This window comes from Bacterioplanoides pacificum (assembly GCF_042648445.1).
In the GTDB taxonomy this organism is placed as follows: Bacteria; Pseudomonadota; Gammaproteobacteria; order Pseudomonadales; family Oceanobacteraceae; genus Bacterioplanoides; species Bacterioplanoides pacificum.
This window is the reverse complement of record NZ_JBHRYB010000013.1, coordinates 492,668-517,641: the sequence shown is the minus strand read 5'-3', so window position 1 is coordinate 517,641 and position 24,974 is coordinate 492,668. Positions and strand designations below refer to the sequence as shown.

24 protein-coding genes are annotated in these 24,974 nt (G+C 51.6%); 12 read left to right on the top strand and 12 right to left on the bottom strand.

The window, feature by feature from the left end:
- Nucleotides 1-18: 18 nt before the first annotated feature.
- From murC to mutT, 10 genes are all read left to right on the top strand, one after another.
- On the top strand, nucleotides 19-1,434 hold the full coding sequence (gene murC, locus ACFOMG_RS13675) for a UDP-N-acetylmuramate--L-alanine ligase (protein WP_376867501.1): 1,416 nt from the start codon (nucleotides 19-21) through the stop codon (nucleotides 1,432-1,434).
- The gene (locus ACFOMG_RS13670; RefSeq protein ID WP_376867378.1) at nucleotides 1,404-2,360 is read left to right on the top strand and encodes a D-alanine--D-alanine ligase; all 957 of its coding nucleotides are present in this window, start codon (nucleotides 1,404-1,406) and stop codon (nucleotides 2,358-2,360) included. The genes murC and ACFOMG_RS13670 overlap by 31 nt, the downstream gene beginning before the upstream one ends.
- A gap of 2 nt (nucleotides 2,361-2,362) precedes the next feature.
- Nucleotides 2,363-3,118: a cell division protein FtsQ/DivIB gene (locus ACFOMG_RS13665; protein ID WP_376867377.1), complete on the top strand. Its 756-nt coding sequence runs from the start codon at nucleotides 2,363-2,365 to the stop codon at nucleotides 3,116-3,118.
- Complete coding sequence (gene ftsA / locus ACFOMG_RS13660; protein ID WP_376867375.1) at nucleotides 3,115-4,350, top strand: cell division protein FtsA; 1,236 nt, start codon at nucleotides 3,115-3,117, stop codon at nucleotides 4,348-4,350. Before ACFOMG_RS13665 ends, ftsA begins: the two co-directional genes overlap by 4 nt.
- A gap of 63 nt (nucleotides 4,351-4,413) precedes the next feature.
- Nucleotides 4,414-5,577 (top strand): cell division protein FtsZ, encoded by a 1,164-nt coding sequence (ftsZ, locus tag ACFOMG_RS13655; RefSeq protein ID WP_376867373.1) that lies wholly within the window; start codon nucleotides 4,414-4,416, stop codon nucleotides 5,575-5,577.
- Nucleotides 5,578-5,699: 122 nt separating this feature from the next.
- Nucleotides 5,700-6,608, top strand: coding sequence for a UDP-3-O-acyl-N-acetylglucosamine deacetylase (gene lpxC, locus ACFOMG_RS13650; protein ID WP_376867371.1), 909 nt, complete (start codon nucleotides 5,700-5,702; stop codon nucleotides 6,606-6,608).
- Nucleotides 6,609-6,823: 215 nt separating this feature from the next.
- Nucleotides 6,824-7,705: a M23 family metallopeptidase gene (locus tag ACFOMG_RS13645; RefSeq protein WP_376867370.1), complete on the top strand. Its 882-nt coding sequence runs from the start codon at nucleotides 6,824-6,826 to the stop codon at nucleotides 7,703-7,705.
- A gap of 117 nt (nucleotides 7,706-7,822) precedes the next feature.
- Complete coding sequence (gene secA, locus ACFOMG_RS13640) at nucleotides 7,823-10,561, top strand: preprotein translocase subunit SecA (protein ID WP_376867368.1); 2,739 nt, start codon at nucleotides 7,823-7,825, stop codon at nucleotides 10,559-10,561.
- Between the two features lie 94 nt (nucleotides 10,562-10,655).
- A complete protein-coding gene (argJ, locus tag ACFOMG_RS13635; protein ID WP_376867499.1) occupies nucleotides 10,656-11,873 on the top strand; it encodes a bifunctional glutamate N-acetyltransferase/amino-acid acetyltransferase ArgJ in 1,218 nt (405 codons plus the stop codon).
- Nucleotides 11,874-11,880: 7 nt separating this feature from the next.
- Nucleotides 11,881-12,294 carry an 8-oxo-dGTP diphosphatase MutT gene (gene mutT / locus ACFOMG_RS13630; protein WP_376867367.1) on the top strand — a complete coding sequence of 138 codons (414 nt, stop codon included), beginning with the start codon at nucleotides 11,881-11,883 and terminating at the stop codon, nucleotides 12,292-12,294.
- Nucleotides 12,295-12,313: 19 nt separating this feature from the next.
- Here the strand turns inward: mutT and ACFOMG_RS13625 are convergent, their stop codons facing one another.
- Nucleotides 12,314-12,679 carry a DUF6164 family protein gene (locus tag ACFOMG_RS13625; RefSeq protein WP_376867365.1) on the bottom strand — a complete coding sequence of 122 codons (366 nt, stop codon included), beginning with the start codon at nucleotides 12,677-12,679 and terminating at the stop codon, nucleotides 12,314-12,316.
- A 186-nt stretch (nucleotides 12,680-12,865) separates the two neighbouring features.
- Here ACFOMG_RS13625 and ACFOMG_RS13620 point away from each other — a divergent pair, with 186 nt between their 5' ends.
- The gene (locus tag ACFOMG_RS13620) at nucleotides 12,866-13,723 is read left to right on the top strand and encodes a FadR/GntR family transcriptional regulator (protein ID WP_376867363.1); all 858 of its coding nucleotides are present in this window, start codon (nucleotides 12,866-12,868) and stop codon (nucleotides 13,721-13,723) included.
- Here the strand turns inward: ACFOMG_RS13620 and lnt are convergent.
- From lnt to ACFOMG_RS13590, 6 genes are all read right to left on the bottom strand, one after another.
- Nucleotides 13,647-15,206 (bottom strand): apolipoprotein N-acyltransferase, encoded by a 1,560-nt coding sequence (gene lnt, locus ACFOMG_RS13615; protein WP_376867361.1) that lies wholly within the window; start codon nucleotides 15,204-15,206, stop codon nucleotides 13,647-13,649. The two genes, ACFOMG_RS13620 and lnt, sit on opposite strands and share 77 nt — an antisense overlap.
- 16 nt (nucleotides 15,207-15,222) lie before the next feature.
- Nucleotides 15,223-16,071: an HlyC/CorC family transporter gene (locus tag ACFOMG_RS13610; protein WP_376867360.1), complete on the bottom strand. Its 849-nt coding sequence runs from the start codon at nucleotides 16,069-16,071 to the stop codon at nucleotides 15,223-15,225.
- Entirely contained in the window at nucleotides 16,068-16,556 is a 489-nt protein-coding gene (gene ybeY / locus ACFOMG_RS13605) for an rRNA maturation RNase YbeY (protein WP_376867358.1), read from the bottom strand. The genes ACFOMG_RS13610 and ybeY overlap by 4 nt, the downstream gene beginning before the upstream one ends.
- Nucleotides 16,546-17,646, bottom strand: coding sequence for a PhoH family protein (locus ACFOMG_RS13600; RefSeq protein ID WP_376867356.1), 1,101 nt, complete (start codon nucleotides 17,644-17,646; stop codon nucleotides 16,546-16,548). The genes ybeY and ACFOMG_RS13600 overlap by 11 nt, the downstream gene beginning before the upstream one ends.
- Nucleotides 17,647-17,687: 41 nt before the next feature.
- A complete protein-coding gene (gene miaB / locus ACFOMG_RS13595; protein WP_376867353.1) occupies nucleotides 17,688-19,037 on the bottom strand; it encodes a tRNA (N6-isopentenyl adenosine(37)-C2)-methylthiotransferase MiaB in 1,350 nt (449 codons plus the stop codon).
- A gap of 184 nt (nucleotides 19,038-19,221) precedes the next feature.
- A complete protein-coding gene (locus tag ACFOMG_RS13590; RefSeq protein ID WP_376867352.1) occupies nucleotides 19,222-20,166 on the bottom strand; it encodes a hypothetical protein in 945 nt (314 codons plus the stop codon).
- A gap of 195 nt (nucleotides 20,167-20,361) precedes the next feature.
- Here ACFOMG_RS13590 and ACFOMG_RS13585 point away from each other — a divergent pair, with 195 nt between their 5' ends.
- Nucleotides 20,362-20,955, top strand: coding sequence for a hypothetical protein (locus ACFOMG_RS13585; RefSeq protein WP_376867350.1), 594 nt, complete (start codon nucleotides 20,362-20,364; stop codon nucleotides 20,953-20,955).
- Nucleotides 20,956-20,984: 29 nt separating this feature from the next.
- On the opposite strand, the gene ACFOMG_RS13580 is transcribed toward ACFOMG_RS13585, so the two are convergent.
- From ACFOMG_RS13580 to pth, 5 genes are all read right to left on the bottom strand, one after another.
- The gene (locus ACFOMG_RS13580; RefSeq protein ID WP_376867348.1) at nucleotides 20,985-21,134 is read right to left on the bottom strand and encodes a hypothetical protein; all 150 of its coding nucleotides are present in this window, start codon (nucleotides 21,132-21,134) and stop codon (nucleotides 20,985-20,987) included.
- Nucleotides 21,135-21,240: 106 nt separating this feature from the next.
- Nucleotides 21,241-21,810, bottom strand: a complete 570-nt coding sequence (locus tag ACFOMG_RS13575) for a TetR/AcrR family transcriptional regulator (RefSeq protein ID WP_376867346.1) — start codon at nucleotides 21,808-21,810, stop codon at nucleotides 21,241-21,243.
- Nucleotides 21,811-21,895: 85 nt separating this feature from the next.
- Complete coding sequence (locus ACFOMG_RS13570) at nucleotides 21,896-23,077, bottom strand: Bcr/CflA family multidrug efflux MFS transporter (protein ID WP_376867345.1); 1,182 nt, start codon at nucleotides 23,075-23,077, stop codon at nucleotides 21,896-21,898.
- 108 nt (nucleotides 23,078-23,185) lie between these two features.
- On the bottom strand, nucleotides 23,186-24,280 hold the full coding sequence (gene ychF, locus ACFOMG_RS13565) for a redox-regulated ATPase YchF (RefSeq protein ID WP_376867343.1): 1,095 nt from the start codon (nucleotides 24,278-24,280) through the stop codon (nucleotides 23,186-23,188).
- 55 nt (nucleotides 24,281-24,335) lie between these two features.
- Entirely contained in the window at nucleotides 24,336-24,920 is a 585-nt protein-coding gene (gene pth / locus ACFOMG_RS13560; protein WP_376867341.1) for an aminoacyl-tRNA hydrolase, read from the bottom strand.
- Between the last annotated feature and the right edge of the window lie 54 nt (nucleotides 24,921-24,974).

The following is a 24,974-nucleotide window of genomic DNA, read 5'->3' as shown; positions in this document are numbered from 1 at the left end:
ACACATCTGATACCGGAAATGCGTCGTATCCGTTGTATTCATTTTGTTGGCATCGGCGGTGTTGGTATGTGTGGTATTGCCGAGGTATTACTGAATCAGGGCTATCAGGTTTCCGGTTCGGATCTGCGTCAGAGCGCGGCGACAGAGCGCCTGACCAATATGGGTGCCAAAGTATTTATCGGCCACGAAAGTGACAATGTTGAAGCCGCTGATGTACTGGTCGTGTCGACTGCGATCGATGAAACCAATCCGGAAATACAGGCGGCGATCGAGCGCCGTGTTCCTATTGTGCGGCGCGCAGAAATGCTGGCTGAGCTGATGCGTTTTCGCCACGGGATTGCCGTTGCCGGAACGCATGGCAAAACCACAACCACCAGTATGGTGACGTCTATCCTGGCGGAAGGAAATTTTGACCCGACCTTTGTGATTGGTGGCAAGCTGAACAGTGCCGGCACCAATGCCCGGTTAGGTGGCAGTCGTTACCTGGTGGCGGAAGCCGATGAAAGTGATGCCAGCTTTTTACATCTGCAACCGATGGTCTCGATTGTTACCAACATTGATGCCGATCATATGGATACCTATGGTGGAGATTTTGAAAAACTGAAAGACACCTTTGTCGAGTTTTTACATAACCTGCCGTTCTACGGTCTGGCGGTATTGTGTGTCGACGACGATAACGTTCGCTCAGTATTACCGCGCCTGGGACGTCAGTTTGTCACTTATGGTTTTTCCGAAGATGCCGATTACCGCGCGGTCGATCTGACCCAGGACGGTATGTATACCCGGTTTATTGTGAAACGTATTGGCGATAAATCCGATCTTGAAATTCGCCTGCGTATGCCTGGTAAACATAATGTCCTGAATGCCCTGGCGGCGATTGCAGTGGCTGATGACGAAGGCGTTGAAGACAGTGCGATTCAGTCTGCGCTGGAAAAGTTCGCCGGTGTTGGACGTCGCTTCCAGGTCTGTGGTGAATTTCCACTGGCCGATGGCAATGTCATGTTGGTTGATGATTATGGTCATCATCCGCGTGAGCTGGAAGTGACGCTGGAAGCGATTCGTAATGGTTTTCCTGATCGTCGCCTGGTGATGTTGTTTCAGCCGCACCGGTTCAGTCGTACCCGGGATTTATATGAAGATTTTGTCCGGGTGTTATCCCAGGCCGATGTGTTGTTATTAATGGATGTGTATCCGGCCGGAGAAAAGCCGATTGCCGGTGCGGACGGTCGTGCCTTATGTGGCTCGATTCGTCAGCGCGGTGCCGTCGATCCGGTATTTATTGGTCGTGATGAATCGTTACAGCAGCCGTTAAAAAATGTTTTACAACCCGGTGATTTGTTATTAACCCAGGGGGCTGGTGATATCGGTGCGCTTGCCATTCAGCTGACGCAGGATTTACCGCAATGGCTGGCACAAAGCGGGGAGCCATCATGACGGTAACCGAACTGGGAAAAATTGCTGTTTTAATGGGCGGTAATTCGGCCGAACGTGAGGTCTCGCTGAACAGTGGACGTGCGGTGTTTAATGCCTTGCAAAGTGTTGGCGCGGATGTTCAGGCGATCGATATTCAGGGTCATGCAATTGCACAGCTGACAGAGGCTGATTTTGATGTGGCGTTTATTGCGTTGCATGGACGCGGTGGTGAAGATGGCACGATTCAGGGTGTGCTGGAATGGCTGAATAAACCTTATACCGGTAGTGGTGTAATGGCATCGGCGTTAGCGATGGATAAATGGCGTACTAAACTGGTTTGGCAGGCTGCCGGATTAAATACCCCGAAAGCCGTATTGCTGGATCAGAATTGTGATTGGCAAAAGGTCATCGCAGATCTGAATTTTAATGCCATTGTAAAACCCGCACGCGAAGGATCCAGCATTGGGATGCGACGTGTACATAGTGCTGATGAGTTACGTCAGAGTTTTGAATATGCGGTGCAGTTTGACGCCATGGTGCTGGCGGAAGCCTGGGTCAGTGGCGGTGAATTTACCGTGGCAATTGTGAATGGTGAGGCATTGCCTGCTATTCAGTTAAAAACCAGTCATGAATTTTACGACTACGAGGCAAAATACGCGGCTGACGACACCCAGTATTTATTACCCTGTGGCTTATCACCAGAAAAAGAACGCGAATTACAGGCCCAGGCATTAAAAGCCTTTGAATTGCTTGATTGCCGCGGGTGGGGTCGTATTGATGTGATGCAGGATCAGGGCAGTGGTGAATTCTGGTTATTGGAAGCTAACACCAGTCCGGGGATGACGGATCATAGTCTGGTGCCGATGGCAGCGCGGGCGATGGGGATCGGTTTTGCTGAATTGGTGGTGACCTTATTACACGAAGCCCGTAGCAGGAAGCCGGGGTAATTATGGCAAAAAAAGGCAATCTTTCCGGAGCCACCCCACTGGTTGAAAAACCGGTGCGGCAGTGGCGTCTGCCGCGTATACCACTGTATTGGCTGATGCTGCCGTTAGTGATTGCCGGGTTGTTTTTTTCGGTTCGCTGGGTCTACCAGAGCTGGCCGATTAACAGCGTTGAAGTGACGGGTCAGTTCAGCTTGTGGCAACCCCAGCAAATAGCCCAGCAGATTGCCTGGTTGAAGCAGGAAAGTTTTTTTTCAGCGGATTTGCAGCAGGTATACGATCAGATAAACGATTTACCTTTGCTGAAGGTGGTTAAAGTAAAAAAACAGTGGCCCGGCACGGTCTGGTTGCAGGTGCATGAAGACATCCCGCTGGCAATCTGGAACGGCGATGAATTATTAACACTGGGCGGCGAAATGTTGCCGCGACCGGGATTCGTTCGTGGCGACAATCTGGCTCGTATGCGCGGCAATACTCAGTACTCCGAAAGTGCGATGCGCAATTACCGGCGGTTACATCAGATGCTGCAAGGCAGTGACGTGTCAGTTGTCGAACTGGAGGTCTCTGATGTCGGCTCAATCCGGGTATTGTTATCGAACCAGTGGTCGGTAAATTTTGGACGCCATTACTTTGAAGAACGTATGAGACGGTTGGGATTATTGTTAAGAACGCTGCCCCAAGAGCAGGTGGCAGGCATCGATTTACGCTATGGCAAGGGTGCCGCAATTAACTGGCATCCACCCGGGGAGATGGAATCATGAGTCAGGTACAGCAAAAAAATATGGTCGTTGGCCTGGATATAGGGACGTCAAAAATTGTTGCTGTAGTGGGTGAAGTAGCCGAAGACGGCAGTATTGAAGTGGTTGGTCTGGGAAGCAGTCCGAGTCATGGCCTGAAAAAAGGCGTGGTTGTGAATATCGATTCCACCGTGCAGTCGATCAAGCGCGCAGTAGAAGAAGCCGAATTAATGGCCGGCTGCCGGATTCATTCGGTGCATGCCGGAATTGCCGGCAGTCATATTCAGTCGATGAATTCTCATGGCATCGTTGCGGTACGTGATCGGGAAGTAACCCATATGGATATTGAACGGGTTATTGATGCGGCCCAGGCTGTTGCAATACCTCAGGATCAGCGAATTCTGCATGTTCTGCCACAGGAATATGTGGTCGATTTTCAGGAGGGGATTCGTGAGCCGGTTGGTATGTCGGGTGTGCGCCTGGAAGCGAAAGTTCACCTGGTGACCGGAGCCGTTAATGCTGCGCAAAATATTGAGCGTTGTATCGAACGTTGTGATTTGCAGGTTGATGACCTGGTGCTGGAGCAACTGGCTTCCAGCTATTCAGTATTAACCGACGACGAACGGGAACTGGGCGTTTGTGTGGTGGATATTGGTGGCGGCACAACGGATATTGCTATTTTTACCGAAGGTGCAATTCGCCATACCGCTGTGATTCCGATTGCCGGTGATCAGGTGACTAACGATATTGCCATGGCATTACGAACGCCGACGCAACATGCAGAAAAAATTAAAATTAAATACGCCTGCGCACTGACGCAACTGGCGAAAGCGGATGAAACCATCAAGGTTCCGAGTGTTGGCGACCGGCCGCCACGGGATTTGTCTCGTCAGGCGCTGGCAGAAGTGGTTGAGCCGCGTTACGACGAATTATTTACTCTGATTCAGTCCGAATTACGTCGCAGCGGATTCGAAGATCTGGTCGCTGCCGGCATCGTCTTAACCGGCGGTACTGCAAAAATGGAAGGTGTGGTGGAACTGGCGGAGGAAATTTTCCATATGCCGGTGCGGTTGGCACGCCCTCATGGAGTTTCCGGGCTATCGGATGTGATCAATAATCCGGTTTATTCGACCTCTGTTGGCTTGCTTTTGCATGCGGTGAAGCAACAGGAAAATAAGGCCCTGCGGCAGCAGGGAGAAAATGATGAAAAATCCACGTTTTACCGCATAAAAGATTGGATTAAAGTCAACTTTTAATATTAAATATTAATCGCGCGCGCGGAAGGAGATAATGCGATGTCTCAACAAAGAGAAGGGGATATGTTCGAACTAGCAGATGACTTACAGCAAAATGCCGTGATTAAAGTAATCGGTGTTGGTGGTGGCGGCGGTAACGCGGTTCAGCACATGGTGGATGGCCATATTGATGGCGTCGATTTTATTTGTGCAAACACTGACGCTCAGGCACTGCGTAATGTTGGTTCACGTTCGATTATTCAGTTAGGTAATGGCCTGACCAAAGGTTTAGGCGCCGGAGCGAACCCGGAAGTTGGCCGTCAGGCAGCTATCGAAGATCGCGAACGGATTGCCGAAGCACTGGAAGGTGCCGATATGGTATTTATCACGGCCGGTATGGGCGGTGGTACAGGTACCGGCGGTGCACCGGTGGTGGCTGAAGTTGCTAAAGAGATGGGAATACTGACGGTGGCCGTTGTCACTAAACCATTCCCGTTTGAAGGCAAAAAGCGCATGAGTATTGCTGACCAGGGGCTGAAGCAGCTGGCAGAAAATGTTGATTCCTTAATCACTATCCCGAACGAAAAATTACTGTCGGTGATGGGCAGCGGCACCACTTTGCTGGATGCTTTTAAAGAAGCCAATGACGTTTTGCAGGGTGCGGTGCAGGGAATTGCTGATCTGATCACCCGCCCGGGCATGATCAACGTCGACTTCGCCGACGTACGTACCGTGATGTCCGAAATGGGCCAGGCAATGATGGGAACCGGTATTGCTTCCGGTGAAAATCGCGCCCGCGATGCAGCAGAAAAGGCCATCGGCAGCCCGTTACTGGAAGATATTGATCTGCAGGGGGCGCGTGGCATTCTGGTTAATGTGACGGCTGGCTTTGACCTGTCTTTGGGTGAATTCAGCGAAGTTGGCAGCGTGATTGAAGATTTTGCTTCAGATAACGCGACTGTGGTTGTTGGTACCGTGATGGATCCGGAAATGTCGGACGAACTGCGGGTGACTGTCGTGGCGACGGGTTTGGGACCTGCAGGTGCTGAAGAAGCGCCGGCTCCTCAGCCTGCCACTGAAGCAAAAGTGGTGGTCGATAATACTGCGAAGACGGAACGTCCTGAACGTCAGGCGACCGCTGTCAGCGCTTCTGAAGGCAGTGCGGTTGCAAAACCAAAGCCTGAAGAGCAGCTGGACTATGACAGCATTATGGATATCCCAACCTTCCTTCGTCGTCAGGCCGATTGAGCCAGGTGGGACAGAAATGTAGTGAATTGCAAACCTGTACTGGCAGGTTTGCAATTTGCTGTTATAATCCCGCCATCTTAAAAATTGTTTGAAAAATGCCCAAGAGTGGCAGGAAAATCCAGATGATTCGACAGCGAACCCTAAAAAATACGATCCGCGCAACTGGCGTTGGCTTGCATTCAGGTGAAAAAGTATACCTGACGCTTAAGCCTGGGCCGGTCAATAGTGGTATCGTGTTTCGTCGCGTTGATCTGGATCCGGTGGTGGATATTCCGGCAAATGCATTGAGTGTGGGTGAAACCACCTTGTCGACCACCCTGGTTAAAGAGCATGCCAAAGTTGATACGGTAGAGCACTTGTTGTCAGCAATGGCAGGTTTGGGTATTGATAACGCCATTGTTGAGCTGAGTGCTCAGGAAGTGCCTATTATGGATGGCAGTTCCGGCCCCTTTGTGTTCCTGATTCAATCCGCCGGCCTGGCGGAGCAGGATGCGGCTAAACGTTTTATTCGTATTAAGCGCAAAATTGAAGTCCGTGAAGGGGATAAAGTTGCTACCTTCCAGCCTTATGAAGGGTTTAAGGTCAGCTTCGAAATCGACTTTGACCATCCGGTCATGAAACAAAGCGTACAAAAAGCCAGTCTCGACTTTTCTTCGACTTCTTATGTTAAAGAAGTCAGCCGTGCCCGTACCTTCGGTTTTACGAAAGATATCGAATACATGCGCTCTAAAAACCTGGCTTTAGGTGGCAGCGTTAAGAATGCCATCGTCGTCGATGACTATCGCGTGGTCAATGAAGATGGCCTGCGTTACGACGATGAGTTCGTGAAGCACAAAATTCTGGATGCTGTCGGTGACCTGTATCTGCTGGGTCATAGCCTGATTGGTGAGTTTATTGGTTATAAGTCGGGCCATGGTCTGAATAACCAGTTGTTACGCGAGTTGCTGGCACAGGAAGATGCCTGGGAATTCGTTGAATTCACCGAAGACAGTGCGCCGATTTCTTATATGCGCCCGGCCGCAGCGGGATAATCGCGGTTACTAACAGAAACAGGATTCCACTGGAGAATCTGCAATCAAAGGCCATACTTCTATGGCCTTTGTTGTGTTCAGCACAAGCAAAGTAAAATTGGATTTTCAGCTTATAGCTCGGTATTGTTTGAGCCCTTATGAATATTATCATCGTTGGTCGTCGTCACGGAGAGTCCCGCACATACACACTTAGCAACACGGCTAAGGCAGTGGTTGTGGGCTTTTTGTTCGCATTGCCATTTGCGATGGGCGCTTCCGGCTACTGGCTGGCTGAACGACTTGCCGACGAAGGTATCCTTGATCTGAACGCTGCCAAAGCCTGGGAGCGGGATCTCAGTATGCAGCGTCAGGAGCTGCAGCAAATCCGCAAACAAACCGATCAGGAACTGGAAGCCCTGACGCTCAAGCTGGCGGAATTACAAGCGAAGTTATTAAGACTGGACGCTCTGGGTGAGCGGTTGGTTGATGTCTCTGACCTGCAGGGGGAAGAATTCGACTTTTCTGCGTTACCTGCTGTCGGCGGTCCTGAATTAGCGGCCGGTGGCACAATTGGCGGGCCCGGAGTGTTAGGTGAGGCGTATCAGTCACCGGAAATCAGCCAGGTGCTGGACCAGTTAGCCGAACGTATCAACAGCCGGGAACAGCAGCTTGAAGTGCTGGATGATCTGATGTCGGCGAATAAGCTGAGCTCTGATACCTTCGTTGCCGGCCGGCCGATAACCAAGGGCTGGATGTCGTCACGTTATGGCAAACGCAGTGATCCTTTTACCGGTCGCCTCGCCTGGCATGCCGGGGTGGATTTTGCCGGTAAAATGGGATCGGATATCGTTTCCGTTGCCGCCGGTGTTGTGACCTGGTCAGCGCCACGTTATGGCTACGGCAATCTGGTTGAGGTCAACCATGGTAATGGCTACAAAACCCGTTATGCGCACTGTAAAGAGCTGAAAGTTAAAGTTGGCGATATTGTGCGCAAAGGTGACGTTATTGCCATTATGGGGAGTACCGGGCGTTCTACCGGACCTCATGTTCACTTTGAAGTTTACAAAAATGGCCGTACGGTCGATCCTGCCGCGTATATTCATCGCAAACCGCGTTAAATTCTTCTGCTCAATACGCTTGTCATTATTCTGGGTTATAAGTAGCCTTTAGCACTGCTTAGTAGCACCACTTAGGGCCCAGCGCCAGTTATTTTAGTTTCGGATAATCATAAAACCATGATCGGTAACCTGTTTCGTAAAGTCTTCGGCAGTAAAAACAGCCGCGAACTCAAGCGCATGGGCAAAATTGTTGCTCAGATCAATGAATTAGAAGAGGGCCTGAAGGCCTTATCAGACGCTGACCTAAAAGCCAAAACGGCAGAATTCAAACAGCGTTACAGCGACGGTGAAAGCCTTGATCAGCTGCTGCCAGAAGCCTTCGCGGTATGCCGTGAGGCCAGTGTACGGGTGATGGAGATGCGCCACTTTGACGTACAGCTGATCGGTGGTATTACCCTGCACGAAGGGCGTATTGCAGAAATGCGTACCGGTGAAGGTAAAACTCTGGTCGGAACTTTGCCCAGTTACCTGAATGCATTGTCGGGTAAGGGCGTTCATATTGTGACCGTCAATGATTATCTGGCTCGCCGGGATGCAGAGTGGAACCGGCCATTGTTTGAATTCCTTGGTCTGACGGTGGGTATCGTGGTTCCGGGGCAGAATGCACTGGAAAAACGCGAGTCCTATCAGGCCGATGTGGTGTATGGCACCAATAACGAATTTGGTTTTGATTACCTGCGCGACAATATGGCGTTTTCGCTGGAAGACAAAGCACAGCGTGAACTCAATTTTGCCATTGTCGATGAAGTAGACTCCATTCTGATCGATGAAGCGCGTACGCCGCTGATTATTTCCGGCCCTGCGGAAGACAGCTCTGAGCTGTACAAAGCGATTAACCTGCTGATTCCACGGCTGGAAAAAGGCGAAGAGAATGACGATGGTGGTGAGGCGATAGCCAGCGGTCACTACATTGTTGATGAAAAACAACGCTCCATTGAACTGACCGAAGAAGGCCATGAATTTGTTGAGGAGCTGCTGACCGAAGCCGGTATTCTGAAAGAAGGAGAAAGCCTGTACGCGGCCGGCAATCTGAATCTGTTGCACCATGTGCATGCAGCACTGAAAGCCCATGCGATCTATCAGAAAAACGTCGATTATATCGTGCAGCAAGGTCAGATTGTGATCGTCGACGAACACACTGGCCGTACTATGCCGGGTCGGCGCTGGAGTGAAGGTTTACACCAGGCGGTAGAAGCCAAAGAAGGTGTACAGATTCAGGCTGAAAGTCAGACGCTGGCATCGACTACCTTCCAGAACTATTTCCGTCTGTACAATAAATTATCCGGTATGACGGGTACCGCTGACACTGAAGCGTTCGAGTTTCATCAGATTTATGCGCTGGATGTGGTGGTAATCCCGACCAATAAAGCCGTACAGCGGATCGATTACAACGACGTTATCTATGCTACGCAGCGTGAAAAGTACGACGCAGTGGTTGAAGAAATCCGTGAGATCATTGCTCAGCAACGCCCGGTACTGGTGGGTACGGCGTCAATTGAGTCATCAGAGTATATTTCTCAGGTACTGAAAAAAGCCAAGGTTCCGCACAACGTACTGAACGCTAAAGAAAATGAGCGCGAAGCGGAAATTATTGCCCAGGCTGGTCGTCCGGGAGCAGTTACGATTGCGACCAATATGGCCGGTCGGGGTACCGACATCATGTTAGGCGGTAACTGGGAAGCGGAGGTTGCCGAGCTGGATAACCCGTCGAACAGTGAGATCGACAAAATCCGTTCAGACTGGCAAAGCCGTCATGATGCGATTCTGGAAGCCGGTGGTTTGCATATCATTGGTACCGAACGCCATGAGTCGCGGCGTATCGATAACCAGTTACGTGGTCGTGCTGGTCGTCAGGGTGATGCGGGTTCTACCCGTTTCTTCCTGTCTCTGGAAGACAACCTCATGCGCATCTTTATGTCCGAGCGTATGCGTTCGATGATGCAGGCGCTGGGGATGAAAGATGGTGAGTCGATCGAGCATAAGATGGTGACCAATGCTGTGGAAAAAGCCCAGCGTAAGGTTGAAGGCCGTAACTTCGATATTCGTAAGCAGCTGCTGGAATACGATGATGTTGCCAACGATCAGCGCCGGGTGATTTACGAGCAGCGTAACGACCTGATGGCGATGGATGATATTTCAGACATCATCACCACCATTCGTAAAGACGTCGTTTCGGAAGCCATCGACAGTTATATTCCTCCGCAAAGCCTGGCAGAGCAGTGGGATATCGCAGGCCTGGAAGCTCATCTGAAAGCGGAATTTGCGATTGAACTGCCGCTGCAGCAATGGCTGGATGATGAAGCAAAATTATACGAAGAGCCGCTGCGTGAACGTATTCTGGAACATATTCAGAAAGCCTATGAAGAAAAAGAAGCGGTGGTGGGCTCAGATCCGATCCGCACCTTCGAGAAGCAGGTCATGCTGCAGATTCTCGATAATTTATGGAAAGAACACCTGGCGACGATGGATCACCTGCGCCAGGGCATCCATCTGCGCGGTTACGGTCAGAAAAACCCGAAACAGGAATACAAGCGTGAATCGTTTGGCTTGTTCCAGGAACTGCTGAAGAACATTAAGCACGATACCATTCGTATTCTGTCGCACGTCAAAGTGCGCGAAGAAGAAGAGGTACGTGAAATGGAGGAGCAGCGTCGTGCCCAGGCTGAAGCTCAGGCTAAAGCTGCCAGTTATCAGCACGATTCCGCAGTGGCTATGGGGTCGGATGATCAGGCTGAAGTGGCCGATGAAGAAGCGGCACAACCTTTTGTGCGCGACGGCCAGAAAGTTGGTCGTAACGATGCCTGTCCATGTGGTTCTGGTAAAAAGTATAAGCATTGTCACGGCAAACTGAGCTGAAACACTGCGGAATAAAGGTGGCTGCGATGGCAGCCCTGGTGAGATAATAATATGCAGCCGCTGGCTGCATATTTTCGTTTATAAGAGGCAAATGATGGCCGTTAATTTTGAAGTGTTCAGTGATTTTTCTGCTGTTGCCGGCATCCGTATGGGGGTTGCTAAGGCCGGAGTACGTTACCCGAACCGCGATGACATGGTGTTGTTTGAACTGGCTGAAGGCAGCACAACAGCCGGTGTGTTTACTCAGAATGCCTTCTGCGCTGCGCCGGTGAGTATTTGCAAGCAACATCTGGCAGACGCAGCTCCGCGCTATCTGCTGATCAATACCGGTAATGCCAATGCCGGGACCGGCCCGCAGGGTTATCGGAATGCCGTTACCAGTTGTGAGCTGGTTAGCCGTACAACCGGTTGTGAACCGGTTGAAGTACTGCCGTTTTCCACCGGCGTGATTGGTGAGCCGTTAAATATGCCGGCGTTTGAACAGGGAATTCCGGCGGCCTTTGCGGATTTAGCCGATGATAACTGGGCTCGTGCGGCAACCGGTATTATGACCACGGATACCTTGCCTAAAGGTTACAGTCGTCAGCAGCCGATTGCCGGCATTAACACCACGGTAACCGGTATCTCCAAAGGGGCCGGTATGATTATGCCTAATATGGCAACCATGCTGGGCTTTATTGCCACCGATGCGGCGGTTGCACAACCGGTTCTGCAATCCTGGTGTAAGCTGCTGGCCGATGCCTCATTTAACCGCATCACCATCGATGGTGATACTTCGACCAACGATTCGTGTCTGTTAATTGCCACCGGCCAGTCCGGGCTGGAGATTAACGATGCTGCCGCTGAAGAGGCGCAACAACTGTTTGCCTTGTTAAAAGAGGCCTTTCAGAAGCTGGCTCAGGCGATTGTGCGTGATGGTGAAGGCGCAACCAAATTTGTAACCGTTGAGGTGTCCTCTGCCGCGAGCCAGCAGGAAGCACTCGATGTTGCATACACGGTGGCACATTCTCCGCTGGTCAAAACCGCACTGTTTGCCTCCGATGCCAACTGGGGGCGTATCCTGGCAGCAGTGGGTCGTAGTGGTGTTAAGGACTTCGATCTGGACCGGGTGCAGATTTTCCTGGACCAGGTACAGATTGTCGAAAACGGCGGTCGCTGTGACAGCTATACCGAAGCCGCGGGTGCTGCGGTGTTTGCTCAGAGTGAATTTGCCATTCGTATTCAGTTAGGTCGCGGCGACATCTGCGAGACTTTATGGACGACGGATTTGTCACACGACTATGTATCCATTAACGCCGACTATCGTTCATAAAGGTTGAATGATGAAAGAAGTACACGTGGCTGTTGCTGTGGCAGTGGTTAATGATGCTGAAGTGCTGATCGCCAAACGCCCTGATGACAAACATCAGGGCGGTTTATGGGAGTTCCCCGGTGGTAAAGTAGAGTCGGGTGAAACGGTGACTGCCGCGCTGGTGCGTGAACTGGATGAAGAGGTAGCGTTACCGGCATCGGAAAGCCAGATGAGTGAATTGCTGCAGATTCCGTTTGAATACCCCGATAAAAAGGTGTTTCTGGATGTCTATTGGGTCGCGGTGGGTATTAATGATGCCTTATTGGCCCATGGCGCCGAAGGGCAACAAGTGCGTTGGGTAAAAGTACACGAGTTATCCGACTACCGCTTCCCGGAAGCCAATCAGCCGATACTGGATATTATCCGGCAACGGCTGAGCTGACTAAGGCCGGTTAACAGGCTTAGTCAAAGATGGTTAAAAACGGCCATAACATGATGGCCAGAATTGCACTGATGGCAAACGCAACTGCGATGAAATCGACCGGGCGTTCGACTAAACGCTGGCGCCAGTCCGGGATCTCGCCGTTGCGAAGTTTTTCTTCAAATTCTTGGCGTAACTGAATCCGGCGTTGTTGCTGGCTGTCCAGAATCAACTGCCGCACGGCATCAAATTCGTCATCATGGCGCAGCCAGATGGCAGCCAGTGAAATTCCCCAGCGCCCGGCATGGGTCTCATAAAAGGCAACCTCATGTTGTTCCAGCAATTGCCGTATTTGCTGTGCTTCATCTTCTCCGACCCCATTCAGGCGGAATAATAATCTGGCCATACAAGACTCATTATCTCTTGATTTTGTAGTACGTTAGTTCTGAAAAAATCCAGTTTTTTGCCGCTTCAGGCTGATGATGCCTGCATCTTTACGATTTATTGTCAGTCTGTAAAAGACAGCTTGCCTTAACGTCTGAATTTGGCGAGACTGAAAGGGCATATCTCACTATTATGAAGAATAACAACAATGGCGAAAACATTGCCGGATCAGATCGCAGATCTGCTCCTTGCCTTTATTTTTACCGGCGAGCTGCGCGCTGGCGATAAACTGCCGCCTGAACGGCAGCTGGCTGAACTGTTATCGGTTGATCGTACCTCATTACGCATGGCTTTGCGTACTTTGGGGCGTATGAATGCCGTGCACAGTGTACAGGGTTCCGGTATCCGGGTGTGTGATATGCACACCGATATGGGGCTGGATTTCCTCGATAACCTGTACCGTATTCCTGAACTGGAACTGGGTGGTAGCTTTTTGTTGTCCGGCCTGGAATTATTTAACCGTGCTATTCCTACCGCGGTAAAACTGGCACTGGAAAAACGCTTACGGGCAGCAGAAGAAGGGCGTAGCCCGGTGCGGGATGATCGTATGCTGAGCATGGTACAAACCATGTATCAGGCGGTGGAGCAGGGAGCTGATACCCGGGAACTGGCACGTATGGAAGTGGAAATTATCGAGGAACTGATGGCCGCGACCGGCAATCAGGTGTTGCAGGCTTCCACTAACAGTTCGCGTCGCATTCGTTTGTTGTTAACCGAAAAACTGTTTGAGTTGATTGATGTAAAAAAACATCTGTCGTTTCAGGTTGGCATTATGATGCGTTCACGCAAGCTGGAAGGTGACCTGGATGCTCTGATCAATGAATATCTGCACTATATCGAACAACTGACTCAGCCACTTTATGAGCACTTGCGCAGTATTCCGGCCGGGCCCCGACTGGCGAGTTCTCCGCTACAGAACGGCCGGAATATCAGAAGTTGGCAACAGGTGCTGGCCGGCCCCGACGCACCACCTGAACGCCGGCCACTGATAAAACCAATCCGCTGAACAGCCATAGCGGCCAGAGCCCGAAACGCATGTAAGGCGTCTGGCCCTGACGCATTTCTGCACTCCCCGTCAGGGTGGCACGCTGTTCTGTTGCCAGGCGGGTGATAATTTCACCTTTATGATTCACCAGCGCCGTAATTCCGGTGTTGGTTGCGCGTAACAGGAAGCGGCCGGTTTCCAGTGCCCGCATCTGGGCCAGTGCCATATGTTGTTTGGGGCCGAGAGAATCACCAAACCAGGCATCATTACTGACGGTAATTAACAGGTCGGCCTGGCGTGCCATCTGGCTGACCAGTTGTGGGTAAGCAATTTCATAACAGATATAAGGGGCGATCAGGTAGAGCTGATCCTGATTATCACGCCGCTGGCTGACTTTTAGTAACGGTTGATCCGGCCGGCCGTGTAAAAAGCTCGACATCTGTAAGTCAAAGAATGGAATCAGGCCGCGGATCTGATCTTCCAATGGTACAAATTCACCAAACGGGACCAGCTGTTGTTTATGGTAAATCCCTTCGCCATTACCACTGGCGACCACACTGTTGTGGTATTCGCCGGCCAGTTCTGTACCCCGTGGATAACGATAGGGTACGCCGGTTATCAGAGTGGTGTGGTGTTTCTGTGCCTCACGTGAAAAAGCATCGAGATACGGCTGGAACTGATCCAGTAACATGGTTACGGCTGTTTCCGGCCACAATACCAGATCGGCATCCCAGTGTTCCCGGGTGGCGCTGTAATATTGCTCGATGGTTGGGGTGACCATTTCCGGTAACCACTTTCTGTCTTGAGGAATGTTGCCCTGTACGGCGGCGACTTTCAGCTCGCCGGTGGCTTCTGTCCATTCCTGTTGCTGCAATAACCAGCCAGCTGGCCAAAGTAGCAGTACCAGCAGATAAGCTGGTTGCCGGGTTTGCCAGGCCTGATAAGTGGCACTCAGGCTGAGCACCACAATCAGGGAAATACCGTAGCTGCCAATCACCGGAGCCCAGCCGGCCAGCCAGCTGAAGAGATGGGCATCGCCGGCAAACAGCCAGGGAAAACCGGTCATAAACCAGCTGCGGAACCATTCGTGCAGAAACCAGAAGACGGCAATGGTAAGCCAGGCCAGATGCTGGCCAAACACTTTCTGACGTAAGGCAAACCAGCTGGCTGGAAAGGTCGCCAGGAAAGCGGCGAATAAGCCGACCAGCAAGGTTGCCAGGATGGCAGGCGTTCCACCGTGATCGTGCATGCTGACGTAAATCCAGGACACACCGGTGGCAAATTTGCCGAAACTGAACCACCAGGTTCGCCAGAAGGCCTGTTTAACCGATTGGCTGTGCCAGATGGCGTGGACGAATACGGCAATACTGAGTAACCCCACCGGCCACCATAGCAATGGCGCCAGCGCAACAGGAAATAACGCGCCGGCGAGCCATAAAAGAAGTGGGCTGAGCCAGCGTTGCTGGCTCTGGCCGGTATGAAGGTAGGTAAACAGCTGTGACATACACCACCGCAGGGTTTCAGTTAATGTCGGCGACGGCGGTCACTTCCAGCAGATTGATCTGGCGGCTGGTACCGTTAACCACTTTAAAGGTCCACTGGTCGATCTGAATGCTTTCGTTACATTCCGGTACCCGGCCAAAATGATGCACCACAATCCCCCCGATGGTATCGAAATCCTGATCGGCAAAACGGCTTTGGAAATGCTGATTAAAATCATCGATCGGGGTCAGTGCTTTGACCATGGTAATGCCGTCTTCCACTTCCTTGATCATGCTGTCGTCTTCGTCGAAATCGTGTTCATCTTCGATTTCGCCAACGATCTGCTCCAGTACATCTTCAATGGTAACCAGACCGGCAACGCCGCCAAATTCGTCCACGACAATCGCCATGTGATTGCGGGTGGCGCGGAACTCCTGCAGCAGGACGTTAAGACGTTTGCTTTCCGGTACAAAAGTGGTTGGCCGCAGTACTCCCTTCAGACGGAAGTCTTCACGGTTATCGTTAAGAATGAGTGGCAGCAGATCTTTTGCCAGTAGGATGCCCAGTACTTCGTCCTGATCGTCGCCCATAACCGGGAAACGGGAGTGGGCGGATTCGATGATACGTGGCAGGTAATCTTTGATGGAGTCGTTCAGGTTGATGGAAATCATCTGCGAACGCGGAATCATAATATCCCGCACCTGCATTTCCGATACCTGCAGAGCGCCTTCCAGAATGGCCAGGGTTTCGTTGTCGACGATGCTGCGCTGGGCCGCCTCGCGGACAATTTCTTTAATATCCTGACGGCTTTGAGGGTCGTCAGAAAACAAGTCGGTAAATTTTTCCAGCCAGCTTTTCTGCTGGCTGCTCGATCGGTCTTCGCTCATACGTTCTCTTCGGAGTAGGGGTCGTTAAATCCCAGGCTGGCCAGGATGTCACGCTCCAGATTTTCCATCACCTCGGCTTCGTCGTCCTTTATATGGTCGTACCCTAATAAATGCAAGCAGCCATGCACTACCATATGCGCCCAGTGAGCACGAGGGGTTTTGTGTTGCTCGATGGCTTCCCGCTCTACGACTGCGACGGCGATGATCAGATCGCCAAGCAGGGGTAACGGTACTTCTGGCGGGGCTTCAAACGGAAAAGATAAAACATTGGTGGGTTTGTCTTTACCGCGATATTCATGGTTCAGCTGCTGGCTTTCGTGGTTATCAACCAGCCGGATCGTCAGCTCAGGCTCATCGAAACGACAGCGCCCGGCTAAGGCCGCTTCTGCCCATTGCTGGAAATCGCTTTCGTCGGGCAGATTGTTATGGCCGGCGATTGCGTCTGCGATCTGCAGATCAACAAACAGGTCCATTTCATGATTCATGGCGGTCGTCCTGTTGACGGCGTTCTCGCTGCTGTTGTTCTCGTTGGTGTTGTTCTCGTTGGTGTTGTTTTTCCTGCTCGTCGTGTTTGTCGTAAGCATCAACAATTTTTTGCACCAGAGGGTGACGCACCACATCCTGATTGTTAAAGCGGGTGATGCCGATGCCTTCAACGCCATCGAGCACACTGAGGCCATGCTTCAGACCAGAGTACACGCCTCTTGGCAGGTCCACCTGAGTAACGTCGCCGGTGATCACGGCTTTGGAGCCGAAACCTACCCGGGTGAGGAACATTTTCATCTGCTCTTTGGTGGTGTTCTGGCTTTCGTCGAGGATGACAAACGAGTGGCTCAGTGTACGGCCACGCATATACGCCAGAGGTGCAACCTCAATGACATTGCGCTCCATCAGTTTGGCAACCTGCTCGAAGCCCAGCATTTCGTACAGCGCGTCGTACAGTGGACGCAGGTACGGGTCAATTTTCTGCGCCAGGTCACCCGGCAGGAAGCCGAGTTTCTCGCCGGCTTCTACCGCCGGGCGCACCAGCAGTATGCGTTTGACCTCATCGCGCATCAGCGCTTCTACGGCCGCAGCTACCGCGAGGAAGGTCTTGCCGGTACCGGCAGGGCCAATACCAAAGTTAATATCGAACTGGCGTACCCGTTCGAGATATTCCAGCTGATGGGGACCACGCGGTTTAATCAGGGCTTGTGGTGTTTTGATGACACCGCTTTCCTGACCTTTTTTGGCGCGTGCATAGGCCGTTTCCGCAGCGTCTTCCTGTAACAACAGATGAATCAGGTCCGGGGTTATGTCGGTGCCGTTGTGGGTTTCTTTATACAAGCGCTGAATCAGGTGAGCAGCCCGTTTGCTGGCTTTGGCGCTGCCTTCCAGTTTAAAGCGGGCACCACGATTGTAGATAGTCAGCTGAAAGTGATCAGCAATCTGGCGAATGTGGCTGTCGAGGTGGCCACACAGGTTAGCGAGGCGTAACGCATCATCGGGTTCCAGGGTAAAACTGGTGCTGTGTTGGGCGCGCGCCGGTGCCTGACCGGCGGCTTGTGATTCATGCAACGATGTATCGGTAGTCAAAAGTGTCTCTGTTGCCTCTTTTTAAGACTTGGCTGACCGTATCAATAGGCCAGCTCAGGATTTAACACCAGGCCACGTAAGCTGTTCGGGTAGGCGTCTTCAATTTTTACTTTAACAAATTTCCCGATCAGAGAGTGGTCGTCGTGACGGAAATTTACCACCCGGTTGTTTTCGGTACGGCCCTGTAATTCGCCCGGGTCTTTCTTCGACACGCCGGTAACCAGAATGGTTTCTTCATTGCCGACCATGCGGCGGCTGATTTGTTGTGCAAATTGCACAATACGGGCCTGCAGAATGCGCAGCCGTTCTTTTTTCAGTGTTTCGGGGGTGTCATCCTCCAGTTCTGCAGCCGGTGTACCGGGACGGGCGCTGTAGACAAAGCTGAAGGAGGTATCAAAGCCGATCTGTTCGATCAGTTTCATGGTGTCTTCAAAATCTTCCTGGGTTTCACCCGGGAAGCCGATAATAAAGTCCGAAGAGATGGATATATCGGGACGAATCTGTTTCAGGCGCTCGATTTTATCAATGTACATATCGATTTCGTGACCACGTTTCATCGCCGCCAGAATACGGTTTGAACCACTCTGTACCGGCAGGTGAATGTGACTGACCAGTTCCGGCACTTCGGCATAGACGTCAATCAGGCTGTCACTGAATTCCACCGGGTGAGAGGTGGTGTAACGAATGCGGTCAATACCGTCAATCTCAGCCACCTGAGTGATCAGTTCAGCCAGGTCGGCAATATCACCGTCACTGGTATCGCCACGGTAGGCGTTGACGTTCTGACCCAGCAGGTTCACTTCTCGTACCCCCTGATCAGCCAGCGACTGGACTTCTTTCAGTACGTCGTTCAGCGGCCGGCTGACTTCTTCACCACGGGTGTACGGCACCACACAGAAGGTACAATATTTTGAGCAGCCTTCCATGATGGAAACAAATGCCGAACAACCGTCTACCTTGGGTTGTGGCAGGTGATCGAATTTTTCGATTTCGGGGAAGGTAACGTCAACAATTTTGATGGCGTTATCCGCCTGATTCACCATATCCGGCAAACGGTGCAGGGTTTGTGGGCCGAATACCATGTCGACAAACGGCGCCCGTTTCATGATGGCATCACCTTCCTGGGAGGCGACACAGCCACCGACACCAATTTTCAGGTCCGGATTGCTGTCTTTCAGTCCACGCCAGCGGCCCAGTTCGTGGAAAACTTTTTCCTGGGCTTTTTCACGGATCGAGCAGGTATTGAGCAGAATCACATCTGCTTCTTCCGGGTTATCCGTCAGTTCCATCTCATGGCTTTCACCCAGCATATCCGCCATCCGAGCGGAGTCGTACTCGTTCATCTGGCAACCGTGGGTTTTGATAAAAAGCTTTTTCGCCTTTGCTGTCATAGCCTGCTCTGTCATCTGGAATCTGTGGTGTATGGTCTGATCGTCGGCGTCTGGTTCGCCGAAGCACCAGACTGCCGAAAAAGCGCGGTATTATACGGTGTCAGGGGGGATGATTGCTACTTTTCGGACCACCGGAGTCGTGACTCTCTGGTGGTCCGGGATTAACCGGCCAGGGTCCAGACGGTTATTGATTACGCATAATCGCTTCGATAGCAGCGGCGTATTCCGCGGCCTGATCAGCCAGCGGCTGATGGCGGATGTCGTCGTGTTTCAGCGCCACACTGATGCGGTACAACCAGCGTTCCGTACGCAGTGCAATGGCTTCTGCACTGTCACCACTGGCATCCGCAATTTCATTACTCAGATTCGTGATCACTTCAGCATGCTGCGCTGCGCGTGTCGCCGCGACGGTGGCTTTGGCGATGGCACCTTTGGCACGTGGCGTTTTGGCGATCAGCGCCTGGGCCTGCTGCAGTGCTTTCTGAGCGGTTTGCCAGCTGATCGGAGCAACGGAAGAGCCATTGCGGGCATCAATGCGCGCCAGGTGATCTTTCACCGGTTTCAGCTGGATGTATTCAATGGTATTCACTTCTACCTGATGCATACGTGCCAGCAGTTGTTTCTGGCCTTTGGTCACTTTGATGGTCTGGCTGTCTTCCATCAGATCGATCAGCTGGCGCAGGGTTTGCTCCAGTCCGGCGAAGTCGGTGGGGAAAAACTGATCGGCTTTGATCTCCAGCAATACCTGACGGTGATCGAGCGACGGCTTCAGCAATTTCAGGATGTTTCGTTTGGTATCCAGTCCGGCTTCCAGGGTTTTGATCGACGTCATGGCGACAGTTTTTACCACGCCGTCCGGTTCGCCACTGGTGTGCATTTCCTGAGCTTCTAACAGCTGTTCTTGCGCCAGCTTCAGATGGCGTGGAGCATAAAAAGCCAGCTGCTCTGTATCGCCCAGTTCTATTTTTGACTGCGCGTGCTGGATAGTCCGGGCGGCGGACTCATCAGCCAGTGCGGCATCACGTTTGGCGCTTTGGCTGATGGCTTCGTAATTGGCAATCGGGGTGGCGCATCCACCCAGTGCCAGCAGGCTCAGTGCGGTTACGGTTATCTTCGCGATAGACGTCATAATATTTCCCGTTGATAGTCCCTGAAAGAGGCATGAATGCGGCTGATATTACCATTCAGGTATCAGAAAGCGAGCGATCAGCAATGACGGCGGACTTGTTTCTGGCTGGCTGCGCTGATATACAGAAAACAGGTCATCGGCAAAGGAGCCCGTTTTCAGCTACCTGATTGTGTTTTCAACTAAGGAGTGATTCGGATGAATGCAGAGATGCAACCGTTATTCTGGCGTATCAGCCACACAGATCAGCAGGGGATTGACGCCGTCAGCCTGCTGATGCCCGCTTCTGAACCTGGTCAGGCGACCGAATTCCCCACCGATGTCAGTTTTCCTGCCAGTAGCGCAGGGTCTGCTGTACGCGATTTACGCTGGTCGGACGAAGACAGTGAATTATTCCTCGACCTGGTCGATCGGGTAATCGATACCGATGACAGTCCGGACATTGAACTGGATCTGAACGATGATGTGATACAGGGCATTGTGCAACTGGTTGCGCTGCGGCGTTTTCGTACACCGAGGCCGTTGGATGAATGGCTGGGTGATGATGTTTTAACCGAGCGCGAAGAACTGGAAATCGGTGATCTGGTATCGCTCAATACACTGGCAGGCAGTCCGGTGGCGATTATTGTCGGACTGGATTCTATCGATGCCACCTGCATTCTGCTGGAAGATCTGTATCAGGCAGAGCAGCTGATTGCACCGATGCACTCAGTTCTGATGGTTAACCGGCTGGCCGTTCTGCCATCCGCATTTGCCGTCAGTGATGACGGTGAAGGGGCGGTTTTCCACTGATTCCGTTACAACAACAAAACAGGCGCAGATTACGCCTGTTTTGTTGTCCGGCTGCGTTTATGGGTTAACGCAATCTGAGTTAATACATCATAAAAGCCGGTATTCAGCTGCACTTTCGGGCTGGCTTGCAGAGATTGTGGTTTGTTAACACGTTGCTCTGGTGCGGGTGCTGCATTCATCAGATTTCTCCTGTGTGTCACTCTGGGTAAGAGTGAATGTTCATTCCGGTTGTAGCCAAATAAAAATGCCTTGTGGGCATTGTTTGTGTCGTTCAGAACCTGAAAATCAGGCTTTTACTGCATCCCAGCACAGATTGAGCAGGTTCTGTGTTTCATACACATTCGCCGGCCGGCACTGTTCTGCCATGTTGTGCTGCTTCTTGGCAATGCTGGCCAGGCTTCCGAAAGTAAACATGGCCAGCGTTTCGTTGGGCAGCTCTTTAAACAACTGTTGCTGTTTGCCTTCGTCGATCAGCTGATCCACTTCCTGGCGTAACGGCTCCATGGCCTCGTCTTTGAAGTGGCAACAAATTGCAGGAGACGCCGAAAGCTGTTCCATCAGTGCGCAATCTCTGGGGTTCGACGACATGTGCCGGTAGAAGTTCCCCCAGATGGTATAAAAGCGAACCTTGATACAGGCTGTGCGATCATAGTCTTGCAAACATGCCTGATTCATTTGGGTTATCAGCTCTTTATACAGTTCACGCACCAGATCTTCTTTGGTTTCAAAGTAGCGATAGATGGTACCGGCACCACAACAGGCGCTTTTGGCCACTTTGGACATCGGGCTGGCCTGTAAGCCACATTCGGCAATCAGGTTAGCGGTGGCCTGCAGTATTTGTTCGCGTCGATCCATAGTATGTCTGGGCTGTGACTGAATGTTCATTCTGCTCTTTTTACTCCACCCTCACAATAAAGACAAATGGATCATATTGTTGCAGCTATGCAACTTTGTCTGAGTGCTGAACCCGACGTGCCAGTAAAACACACAATAATGCCAGGCAGGCGCTGACAGCCATCATCAGCATCATTGGCAGTGGTGTGTGATTATGCAGCAACGACCACAGGTAGCCGAATAACGCGCCCAGGCAAAACTCGCTGACTCCGATCAGTGCTGTTGCTGAACCGCTGATGTGGTGAAAGTAATGCAGCACCAGGCTGATGGCGTTTGCGGCAACCAGGCCAATACTGCCGACGGAGAAGGCAATCAGGGTGACGGTTGTTGCCAGGCTTGGCTGGCCGCTGGCAAACAGCAGGGTCAAGGCCAGAGTAGCGCCCAGTTGTAACAGTATTCCGGCAAATAATAACTGTGGGCTGCTGAAGCGGCGCAGCAGTATCATATTCAGGCGGTTCATCGTCATCATCACCACAACGTTCGCGCCGAACAACCAGGGGAAGGCATCGGAACTTTGTCCGAAGTGATCAAGGTACAGATAGGATGAAGCGGTAATGAACACAAACATGGTGGTGAAGGCAAAAGCCAGTGCCAATACGTAATAACGTGCTACCGGATGGCGAATGATGCTGAGATAGTTTCCCCAGGGGGATGATTTCTGACGTTTTTCGGGAGGATGACTTTCTTCCAGCTGCCAGCTGAGAATCATCAGTACAACAAAAGCATAGGCTGACAGCAGAGTGAAGATATCGCGCCATTGGCCGAAACGAACGACCAGCGAGCCCAGCAAAGGTGCGATCAGGGGAGCCAGCATCATGATCATGGCGACCAGCGACAAGGTCTTGGCCACATCTTTACCCTGATAGCGGTCACGTACAATGGCAGCGGAGTTAACCGATGCCATGCCGCCGCCAATGGCCTGCAAGACCCGCAGCAATAGCAGCTGGTCGAGGTCCTGCACATTAATCAGGAAAACACTGGTTAAAGAAAATAAGGCGATACCAAACAGGATAACCGGCCGGCGCCCGATGCGATCGGATAACGGCCCGCCAGCAATCTGGCCAACGGCAAAACCAATCAGAAATGCGCTGACGGAAAGTTCTACTTTATGAATATCGGTGGCCAGATCATTGGCCATCAGTGCCATGGCTGGCAGGTACATATCGATGGCTAAAGGAGGGATGGCGGTAAATAACGCCAACAGCAGGGGCAGAGGCAAGCGTTTCATAACAACTTCTGGCAATCAAAAGACGATTATAACGCGAATGCTGCTCATTCACCTGAGATAAAGTGTTGTGCTGACTGACCAATGGCCGGCCAGCACAAACGGGATGGATCAGACGTTAAACAGGAAGTGCATGATATCGCCGTCTTTAACGATATAGTCCTTGCCTTCAACCCGCAGTTTACCGGCACTTTTACAACCGGATTCCCCTTTGTGTTCAATGAAATCATGGTACGACATGGTTTCCGCACGGATAAAACCGCGTTCAAAATCGGTATGAATCACGCCGGCGGCCTGAGGGGCTGTTGCGCCTTTTTTCACTGTCCAGGCACGGACTTCTTTTACCCCGGCAGTGAAGTAGGTCTGTAAACCTAACAGCTCGTAGCCGGCGCGGATAACCCGGTTCAGACCCGGTTCGCTCTGACCCATTTCTTCCAGGAACATGGCGATGTCTTCGGCATCTTCCAGTTCAGAAATTTCCTGCTCGATCTTGTTGCATACCGGAACAACAACCGCATTTTCCTGTTCGGCAATGGCTTTAACGACGTCCAGATGTGGGTTGTTCTCGAAGCCGTCTTCCGCCACGTTGGCAATGTACATGGTCGGTTTGACCGTAATCATATGAAACATACGCAGACGTTTCTGTTCGTCTTCATTGAGTTCCATGGTGCGGATCGGCCGATCGGATTCCAGATGTTCGACCATTTTTTCCAGCAGTGCTTTTTCTGCGACGGCATCTTTATTACCACTTTTGGCGGTACGGGTAACCCGCTGCAGTTGCTTCTGAGCGCTGTCGAGGTCGGCCAGAATCAGCTCCAGATTGATAACGTCGATATCGTCAGCCGGATTGATAGTGTTTTCAACGTGAATCACGTTAGGGTCTTCGAAGCAGCGCACCACGTGGGCGATGGCGTCGGTTTCGCGGATATTCGCCAGGAACTGGTTGCCCAGTCCTTCACCTTTGGAGGCACCCTTAACCAGGCCGGCAATATCAACGAATTCCATGGTGGTCGGAATCACTTTTTCCGGCTCAACGATGGTCGCTAACGCATCCAGGCGCGGATCCGGCATGGGAACGATGCCACTGTTTGGCTCAATGGTACAAAAAGGGAAGTTTTCTGCGCCAATGCCAGATTTCGTTAACGCGTTAAATAATGTCGATTTACCCACGTTTGGTAAACCAACAATGCCGCATTTAAAGCCCATATCAGATTCCTGCTTCTAGAAAATTGGAAATTCGGTTTAAAAATTGCCGGGTATTTTACCCTTTATAGGAATGAAGTCGATTCATTGCTTTGGCCAGGTCGCCATCCAGTGCCAGGGGGATGACCCGGATCGCTTCATCGATGACGTTGTCGATTGCCTGTTGTTCGGCTTTGCTGGCTTTGCCTAAAACATGGCCGGTTACCTGGTTTTTATCGCCCGGATGATCAATACCGATGCGTAACCGATGAAAGTTTTTATTATTACCAAGCTTGGCAATAATGTCGCGCAGGCCGTTCTGGCCACCATGGCCGCCACCTTGTTTAAACTTGGCGACGCCGGCCGGCATATCCAGTTCGTCATGAACTACCAGAATCTGTTCTGGCGTCAGTTTATAAAAGTTGGCCAGTGCCTGGACGGCTTTGCCACTGAGATTCATAAACGTGGTAGGGATCAGCAGCCAGACGGTTTTACCGTCGATCACCCCTTTACCGGTTTTACCAAAAAACTTTTTATCGGCACTCAGAGGAATGCGGTAGTTCTGGGCCAGGCGTTCTACCACCCAGGCTCCGGCGTTATGGCGGGTGTGTTCGTATTCACTGCCCGGGTTTCCCAGGCCAACAATTAACTGAATATCCGTCATACGTCTGTCTCTGACAAAATAAGGTTGTTATTGCGGGGCATGAATGTTCAGGCA

What these genes read in the sequence shown, in the direction of transcription:
- lpxC (WP_376867371.1), top strand. Translation starts at nt 5,700, where the DNA reads ATGATTCGACAGCGAACCCTAAAAAATACGATCCGCGCAACTGGCGTT.
- ychF (WP_376867343.1), bottom strand. Translation starts at nt 24,280, where the DNA reads ATGGGCTTTAAATGCGGCATTGTTGGTTTACCAAACGTGGGTAAATCG.
- ACFOMG_RS13590 (WP_376867352.1), bottom strand. Translation starts at nt 20,166, where the DNA reads ATGACGTCTATCGCGAAGATAACCGTAACCGCACTGAGCCTGCTGGCA.
- lnt (WP_376867361.1), bottom strand. Translation starts at nt 15,206, where the DNA reads ATGTCACAGCTGTTTACCTACCTTCATACCGGCCAGAGCCAGCAACGC.
- mutT (WP_376867367.1), top strand. Translation starts at nt 11,881, where the DNA reads ATGATGAAAGAAGTACACGTGGCTGTTGCTGTGGCAGTGGTTAATGAT.
- ACFOMG_RS13625 (WP_376867365.1), bottom strand. Translation starts at nt 12,679, where the DNA reads ATGGCCAGATTATTATTCCGCCTGAATGGGGTCGGAGAAGATGAAGCA.
- miaB (WP_376867353.1), bottom strand. Translation starts at nt 19,037, where the DNA reads ATGACAGCAAAGGCGAAAAAGCTTTTTATCAAAACCCACGGTTGCCAG.
- ACFOMG_RS13620 (WP_376867363.1), top strand. Translation starts at nt 12,866, where the DNA reads ATGGCGAAAACATTGCCGGATCAGATCGCAGATCTGCTCCTTGCCTTT.
- ACFOMG_RS13670 (WP_376867378.1), top strand. Translation starts at nt 1,404, where the DNA reads ATGGCTGGCACAAAGCGGGGAGCCATCATGACGGTAACCGAACTGGGA.
- ybeY (WP_376867358.1), bottom strand. Translation starts at nt 16,556, where the DNA reads ATGAATCATGAAATGGACCTGTTTGTTGATCTGCAGATCGCAGACGCA.
- ACFOMG_RS13580 (WP_376867348.1), bottom strand. Translation starts at nt 21,134, where the DNA reads ATGAATGCAGCACCCGCACCAGAGCAACGTGTTAACAAACCACAATCT.
- secA (WP_376867368.1), top strand. Translation starts at nt 7,823, where the DNA reads ATGATCGGTAACCTGTTTCGTAAAGTCTTCGGCAGTAAAAACAGCCGC.
- ACFOMG_RS13575 (WP_376867346.1), bottom strand. Translation starts at nt 21,810, where the DNA reads ATGGATCGACGCGAACAAATACTGCAGGCCACCGCTAACCTGATTGCC.
- ACFOMG_RS13610 (WP_376867360.1), bottom strand. Translation starts at nt 16,071, where the DNA reads ATGAGCGAAGACCGATCGAGCAGCCAGCAGAAAAGCTGGCTGGAAAAA.
- ACFOMG_RS13585 (WP_376867350.1), top strand. Translation starts at nt 20,362, where the DNA reads ATGAATGCAGAGATGCAACCGTTATTCTGGCGTATCAGCCACACAGAT.
- argJ (WP_376867499.1), top strand. Translation starts at nt 10,656, where the DNA reads ATGGCCGTTAATTTTGAAGTGTTCAGTGATTTTTCTGCTGTTGCCGGC.
- ftsZ (WP_376867373.1), top strand. Translation starts at nt 4,414, where the DNA reads ATGTTCGAACTAGCAGATGACTTACAGCAAAATGCCGTGATTAAAGTA.
- pth (WP_376867341.1), bottom strand. Translation starts at nt 24,920, where the DNA reads ATGACGGATATTCAGTTAATTGTTGGCCTGGGAAACCCGGGCAGTGAA.
- murC (WP_376867501.1), top strand. Translation starts at nt 19, where the DNA reads ATGCGTCGTATCCGTTGTATTCATTTTGTTGGCATCGGCGGTGTTGGT.
- ACFOMG_RS13665 (WP_376867377.1), top strand. Translation starts at nt 2,363, where the DNA reads ATGGCAAAAAAAGGCAATCTTTCCGGAGCCACCCCACTGGTTGAAAAA.
- ACFOMG_RS13570 (WP_376867345.1), bottom strand. Translation starts at nt 23,077, where the DNA reads ATGAAACGCTTGCCTCTGCCCCTGCTGTTGGCGTTATTTACCGCCATC.
- ftsA (WP_376867375.1), top strand. Translation starts at nt 3,115, where the DNA reads ATGAGTCAGGTACAGCAAAAAAATATGGTCGTTGGCCTGGATATAGGG.